Below are 6547 nucleotides of genomic sequence, written 5' to 3'. Positions count from 1 at the left end.
TTCACGCGCTTCACTCCGCAGGAGTGCCGCAACTACCTCGCCGCAGCCGGCTACGAGGACGACTTGACCGTCGCTAGCTGACCGGGAACAGCTCTAGCGAGCGTGTCAGCTCAGCTGCCGTCAGCGACCGAAGCATCTCCGAGCCAGCTCAGCACCTCATCGAGGGTGTCGAAGCGATGCTCGATTTCGACAAACGGCAGCGGTCTCTGCGCAGGCGGTAGATCTTCCAGCAACTCGGCGCGCCATCGTCTCACGTCGCCACTGGCCGTGACGTCTCGAACCACGCCGCCGATGACTGCGCCGTCGCGCAGAAGGTCGTAGCTGCCGGCTGCGAGGAGGTGAAGCGTGTAGGGCATTCGGGGGTGTCCGCTCTGGGATCATACGAAAACGCAGCCCAAGCCCGATCGTACAGGTCGTAAGGAGCAGTTTTGGTGAAGACTCGGTGGTGACAGGATTGAGCCGGCCAGGACGAGGCTGCCGGTGAGCAGGCAGGACAGGACCGGCGTGTCCAAGTTGCCGAGCAGGTATATACTGATCGCCTTCGCGACCATCGTCCGTTAGGCCCCGTGACGGTCGGTAAACCTGCGCTCTGGCGCTGCGTTGAAATATAGTCGATCTAGGCATCGAGCAGTTCGGCCTGCACCTCCGCAAGGTAGTCCGTGAGCCGCTGGCCGACGGCACGGTCGCGGCACTGGACCCAGAATGGGACTGGTAACGTGAGTGGGTCCAGCTTGCGTAGGATCGTCTCAGTCATGATGGCCGCCTCCCGCTCAGACGAGAAGGCCAGCAGGCGTGTGCCCTGCAGCGTGCCGATCATGATGGCGATGCTGGCCATAAACCATTTCGGCTCAGATAAACCGTTGCGGCCGAGCCGGGCAGCTCAGAAACGAGCCTGCACGTCTTGCCGCTACCGCAGGTCGCTCTTGCGAACTAGACGCTCAACGCGTGGATGGGCAGCCGCGATCAGTGCGACGGCGCCGGCCGCGCCTGCAAACATCACGATGGTTGCGAGGTCCAACATGCCCGCAGCCTCTGCCTCTGTCGGGCAATTGGCTACGTGACGGACTGCCCTGAGGCAGCACGCCTCACCCAACCGGTGTGCCGGCGCGGCGGCTTACGCCCCAGCCAATCCCGCAGCCAGCAAGGTACAGTCCGAGAGCCACAAGAGCTGCGCTCTCGGCTGAGCCGAAGTCCGGCAGGGCTGACACCGTGCCTTCCTCGACCAGAGTGACGCCGTTGGGCGCAGCGCCCCGCAGAACAGGTTCACCTCCGCGAACCATGAGCCACCGGCATTTCCGGGTGGGGTTGAGCGCATCGATGCCACTGCCAAGGCAGGCTGGCAGAGGCCGTGCTTCCCAAACGGCGTGGCCGACGAGGATGAACGCGAGCAGCAGGCAAGGCGTGGCTAACGTCAAGCCAAGGTAATGGTCCCATCTCGGCACGTGCATCGTCGGCCAACTCCGGCGTTCGCCCTGTCGCCCCCTCTATGAATTTACCGCATGACGCGTGACGATGCTGCCACCTGCATGGCGCTAGGATGACTCAGGAATGGCGCCGCCGGATTGGCCTGTTGGACTAGCCATTTTGCCTCCCAGCCGCCTGCGGGGCTCTGAAGGTCGCTAGAGGCATTCGTCCTTGCGGTAGAGCTTTTCCCGCGTCGGGGACCGCCTTTTGCCTCTGAAGTCAATCCAATGCGTCATGGTGGCATCCTCTCGCCAGAGGAGCCCCGCCGCCTGATCTGCGTTCGGGGCGGCGGGGCGTGTCGTGCTCATCACGACGGAGCCAAGGCGCGGTGTGGCTCGCAGGGAGGGTCGGCCGAGGTGGTTAAGCAGATCTGAAGATCGGGAGGGGCGGGTCGCCTCGGTGCGGTTCACGGCAATCCGATCCCCTGAACGTGGGGATCCGTGCGCAGCTCAGCCTAGCGGTGCTGGCTGAGGGATCGGCCACGAACTCACATGAGTTAACAGGCCGCCATGCATCCCATCGTCGTCATCGCGGCTTCAGCCGGCAGCCTCAATCCCCTCAAGCAGATCGTCTCAGCCCTGCCGGTCCCGTGCCGCGGCTCGGTGTTCATCGTTCTGCACGTCGGCCCCAACCAGAGCATCCTGCCAGCACTGCTGAGCATCATAGCCGCAGCCCCTGTTCTGCATGCCGAGAACGCCACACGGATCGAACCGGGGCACGTCTACGTGGCGCCGCCTGATCACCACATGCGGCTGGAGGAGGGACGCATCCGCCTCGACCAGGAGCCGAAGGTAAACTTTGCCCGCCCTGCGGCCGATCCTCTGTTCATCTCGGCAGCCGAAACTTACCGCGAGCGCGTGGTTGGCATTGTCCTGAGCGGATACGGGAACGACGGCGCCGACGGCTTGCGGATCATCAAGGAGCATGGTGGCTCGGCGCTCGTTCAAGATCTCGACGAGGCGCGTGTGCCGGAGATGCCCTATGCCGCGCTCTACGCCGATCACCCCGATGCCTTCCTGACCGCCGAGAGGCTCGCCGAGCGTATCGCGACGCTCTGTGCCTGACGGCAATCCAAGAAATACGGGGATCATCAGGGCCCGCTCTCTCGGATTGCCGCCTGCCAGTGCCGAGGGGCGAAGGATGGCCCAGCTTGATCGGATCGGTATTTTGGACGGGGCTGATTGCGAGGCTGCTGCATGGTAGCGGCCAGGGGCAGGCGGAAGGCGAGATCCGGGACGCTGACCGGCGCGGGCGGCCGTACTCCGCGACGGAGAGACGATGCCTGCATGAGGGGCATCGTCCGGCTGCCAATCCCCGGCTTAGGCGGCTCTCGCACGTAATCTCTCTGAAGCGCGTTCAATGGCCCTGATGACATGATCTGGCGCGAGATGGTGGATCATGTGCCCCATGCCTGGAACGGCGATGAACTCGCTGCTCGCGATCTCGCGGTGCAGCCGCTCCGACTGGCGCCCGACGTCCGCGATCTGATCGTCCGCACCCGTGATGATCACGACCGGCAGGTTCAGCTCACGGTAGTGCTCCTGAAGCTCGACCGTCACGGGCGTCATCATGGCGGCATCCTCGGAAGAGGCGCGCAACTGCGAGGGACGCAACATCAGCTCCTTCGGGAACTCCTGGTCGAAGCGCTCTGGCACGGGTGCAGGCGCGAACATCCCCTTGATCAGACCGGGTAGGATCAGGCGAGACGTCATCGGCGACACGGTGTAGCGCATCACGTCCCCGATGACGGGGATGGCAGGGGGCGAGAACAGAACCACGTCCGCACGGAGCGTCGGGTAGTAGTAGCCCGATGCCAGGACGAGGCTGCGCACGATTTGCGGTGCCTGCAGCGCCAGGGCAATCGCAACCAGCGTTCCCCACGAGTGCCCGAGCACCACGGCTTGTGAGACGCCGAGTTGCTGCAGCGCCTTCTGGAACAGCGTCGCCTGCGCTCGCGACGTCCAGAGAGCCCGCGGGCGCTCACTGTAGCCGTAGCCGGGCCGATCGATGATGATGACGCGGTAGCGCTTGGCCAACTCGTCAACGATGCCGCTGACCAGGAAGTCCTGGATCATGGTACCGTTGCCGTGGATCAGCACTAGGGGCTCACCGCTCCCACGCTCGACGTAGTGCAGGCGCACCCCGTCAACGGTCAGGAAGCGTCCAATCGGCGGATGGCGCTGCTCGGCCTCATGGGCTTTCGAGACGGCAAAAAGCGCTGAGGCGCCGAGGGCCGCCGCGGAGCCAAGAAGGGCCGGAACGAGCCAGCTGCGGGTCGCGGGAGCCTGCGTCATGCTGTGATCCTGTCTATAATGGGCATCCGCCGCGATCACAGGGACTAGGCTGAAGCGATGCGGTCAGTCCGGTGAGGCGAACGCCATTTCACACTAAACGGTGGTCAGACGCTTCGTGTTTGCGGCGACATGCTCGCGGTAGCGCGTCACAACCATGTCGCAGGAACCACCCGTCATCAGCGTTCCGGACGCCTCGATGAAGGCGCTGACCTTCTCGCTTACCATCTTCTGCGCCTCAGCCTCAGCGTCAGCTCCGCCCCAAGCGAGCTTCATCAGCCGCAGCTCGACAACCTTCTGTGCCTCCAGGGCAAGCAGGGCGACGGCAAAGGGATTGTACATTGGCCACTCCGTGCCGCGAGGCGAAGGAGCCAAAGCGACTGAGACAAGGAAAAGGGGCGGCCGAAGCGACCGCCCCTCCGGTTTGTGATGAGCCCGAGATGTGGACCGGGATCAGGTGCCGTGCTCCTCAGCGAACGAGCGTGGGGCTCTGCGCGACGCTGGCGAAAGCCTTGCTGGCCTCCTCGACGGCACGAGCCGAGGTCTCGGTGATTGCCCGGCTGTCCTGTACGATGTGCTGCAGGCTCTCGCGAACCAACTCGCTCTGAACCGCGGCGAACTCCTGCACCGACCTGGCGCGCGCCAGCTTGCTGAGGCCGTCGAGGTTGCGCTGCCACTGCTTCTGGCCCAGCTCGAACCAGTTGCGCGAGGTGTCCTGGAAGGCTTGGGTCAGAACCGTGCCGCAGCGCGCGACCGCTTCCATGTTCTGCTTGGACTGCCGGGCCAGGCGCTCGCTGTCCTCGCCGGTGAAGCCCAGGGTCTTCGTGAACCGATCAGCGACCTCTCGCGCCTGCTGCGAGGCCGTCTCGACGCTTCTCTGCACGATCTGCTTGGTGTTCTCGGTGGCCTGCTCACGCAGATCGACCAGCTTGTTCACGCCATCGCGAGTGGCCTCAGCGAACTGCTTGCCCTGCTCGGCGGTGTTGTTGATATCCGCCTTTGCAGCGTCGGCGAGCTTATCGCTCTGATCGGACTGCTTGCTCTGATTGGAGTTCTGGTTGAATGCCATCTTTGATTTCTTCCCTATAGATTATGCATTCACGTCTTATGCGGTAAGACAATAAGCATATTTTACTTTGATATCGAGAAAACTTATCGATTCTACCGCACCGCACCTAAATTGCATCTCAAGGATTTTCTTTCAACCCCCGAAACGGACTTTGGTTCGATTTAATCTCTGAGGAATTTTGTCAAGGATTAGGTTCAACGGGCAAACTTTTGAATGCACTGCACAATGCCGAGCTGGACGGTCGCAGGTACGCTACCCGACGAACGCCTTCAGGGATCGCTTGGGGGCGGCTTCTTCGAGGCGCCACCGATCTGAACGGAGCCAACGGCCTGAGTTCGATCTGCCGTTCGCGTTTTGGGCGTTATGGGCCAGTGGTTGGCCGCGCCTGGGTTGGCGGAAATCGTCGACGTGACGGGTGCGGTCGCTTGGGCGCCGCATCGCGTCAGCGCTCCCGAGCGCTGGCTCTCAGCATCACGGGCGACTCGATCATCAAAAACGTCATCTGGAACAGGATCAGGCCCGTGTCGTCGGTCACCTCAATGCGCCAGTCCTCGCCGAGCGAGACGTGGTACGCGTCTCCTCCTTGAGGATCTCGCCGGCCTTCCGGATCGCCTCCAAGCGCGCCGCCTGCCAATCCGGCAGGTCGGTGCCCTCCGCATCGGGTAGGCGCACGCCGTCGTAGACGTTGAAGTGGAAGCGCGGCATGCCGACACCCTGGCCGTGGCACGGCGGGGGCGGTGACCCTCACTCGCGGTGCTGCCGAGGACCGTCGCCGCGATTGCCTGCCCCTTACGCCAGCCCGGCCATGGCCGCGATAAACTACAGCAGTTTCCGCCGCGCAGTCCGCAAGCGCGATCAGGTATCCCACCCATCGGCCTGAAGGACCGACCGGTGGGCGGCCATCGCCACGAGCGTATCCTCGATCCCCCGCAGCGCGGCCTCGGCCTCGGTCGTGTCTTGCCCGAGCCCCGGGCCTGGTACTCGATGAGCGCCCTCTGACCGCCCTGCGTCGCCTCGCCCTCCTTGATGAGGCGACCGAGCACATCGAGCCGGTCCACTGCCTCTGTCATGGACGCCGTCTCCCGCCGATTCGCGAAGACTGCCGTCACTTGGCAAGCCTCCCGTCACTTGGGTTGAGAGTTGCGAGCCTGCGCCAATAGCGGGTCAGTGGGCTGGGCCACGACAGGCGGTCTTGTTCGCTCCAGCAATGCGCGGGATCGCTGGATGGCCTCCTGTGAGGTCTTGATCAGCAATGCGTCATAATGGGCGCTTGGGAGGCGCCCGTGGAGAGGCTCGGCCATGACGGCACTCCTCGCGATGCAGGCGGGAGCGCTCGTCTCTCTCAGCCACCGGCGCCTACGGGTTCGGATCCGCCGGTGATGTCATCAATCCTGCGCCTATCCGGACCGAAAGTCCAAGCGAGGTGGTGCAGGCTCCTCGCCGGTCTGCAGCGGGCGTTCCGATAGGCCTTTCCCGCGTGGAACGTTTTCAGACAGCCGTTCCTGCGATCGGGGACATGAGTTGGTCCCGCGTCTGCGACACCATTGGAACGCGCATGCGCCCTACGAATGCCCCAGCTTGTCCGTTCGGGTATCGCTCTCGATGAGAGGTTCCGGCAGGCTTGGACATCCGCCTCGATACGCCGCCTTCACACGACCGTCGTCACCCAATCTTCCGCATAGCTCTCCGGCCGGACGGAGCTGGCCATCAGCGAGTTCCTGCA

The 6547-nt window shown here is 63.8% G+C and carries 7 protein-coding genes; 1 reads left to right on the top strand and 6 read right to left on the bottom strand.

Annotated features, from left to right (window positions below):
* Nucleotides 1–110: 110 nt before the first annotated feature.
* A complete protein-coding gene (locus WDW90_RS12960) occupies nucleotides 111–356 on the bottom strand; it encodes a hypothetical protein (protein ID WP_336487799.1) in 246 nt (81 codons plus the stop codon).
* Nucleotides 357–616: 260 nt separating this feature from the next.
* The gene (locus WDW90_RS12955) at nucleotides 617–835 is read right to left on the bottom strand and encodes a hypothetical protein (protein WP_336487798.1); all 219 of its coding nucleotides are present in this window, start codon (nucleotides 833–835) and stop codon (nucleotides 617–619) included.
* A gap of 1138 nt (nucleotides 836–1973) precedes the next feature.
* Between WDW90_RS12955 and WDW90_RS12950 the strand changes: the two genes are divergently transcribed.
* Nucleotides 1974–2528, top strand: coding sequence for a chemotaxis protein CheB (locus WDW90_RS12950; RefSeq protein WP_336487797.1), 555 nt, complete (start codon nucleotides 1974–1976; stop codon nucleotides 2526–2528).
* 255 nt (nucleotides 2529–2783) lie between these two features.
* Here the strand turns inward: WDW90_RS12950 and WDW90_RS12945 are convergent, their stop codons facing one another.
* The 4 genes from WDW90_RS12945 to WDW90_RS12930 all read right to left on the bottom strand — a co-directional run bounded on the left by WDW90_RS12945 (nucleotide 2784) and on the right by WDW90_RS12930 (nucleotide 5529).
* Nucleotides 2784–3758: an alpha/beta fold hydrolase gene (locus WDW90_RS12945; protein ID WP_336487796.1), complete on the bottom strand. Its 975-nt coding sequence runs from the start codon at nucleotides 3756–3758 to the stop codon at nucleotides 2784–2786.
* A gap of 93 nt (nucleotides 3759–3851) precedes the next feature.
* Nucleotides 3852–4097, bottom strand: a complete 246-nt coding sequence (locus WDW90_RS12940; protein ID WP_336487795.1) for a hypothetical protein — start codon at nucleotides 4095–4097, stop codon at nucleotides 3852–3854.
* Nucleotides 4098–4224: 127 nt separating this feature from the next.
* A complete protein-coding gene (locus WDW90_RS12935; RefSeq protein ID WP_336487794.1) occupies nucleotides 4225–4824 on the bottom strand; it encodes a phasin family protein in 600 nt (199 codons plus the stop codon).
* A gap of 531 nt (nucleotides 4825–5355) precedes the next feature.
* Entirely contained in the window at nucleotides 5356–5529 is a 174-nt protein-coding gene (locus WDW90_RS12930) for a DUF6894 family protein (RefSeq protein WP_336487793.1), read from the bottom strand.
* Between the last annotated feature and the right edge of the window lie 1018 nt (nucleotides 5530–6547).

This window comes from Methylobacterium nigriterrae, assembly GCF_037106235.1.
Classification (GTDB): Bacteria; Pseudomonadota; Alphaproteobacteria; order Rhizobiales; family Beijerinckiaceae; genus Methylobacterium; species Methylobacterium nigriterrae.
Note: the sequence above shows the minus strand (reverse complement) of the source record. Positions and strands in the feature narration are given on the sequence as shown.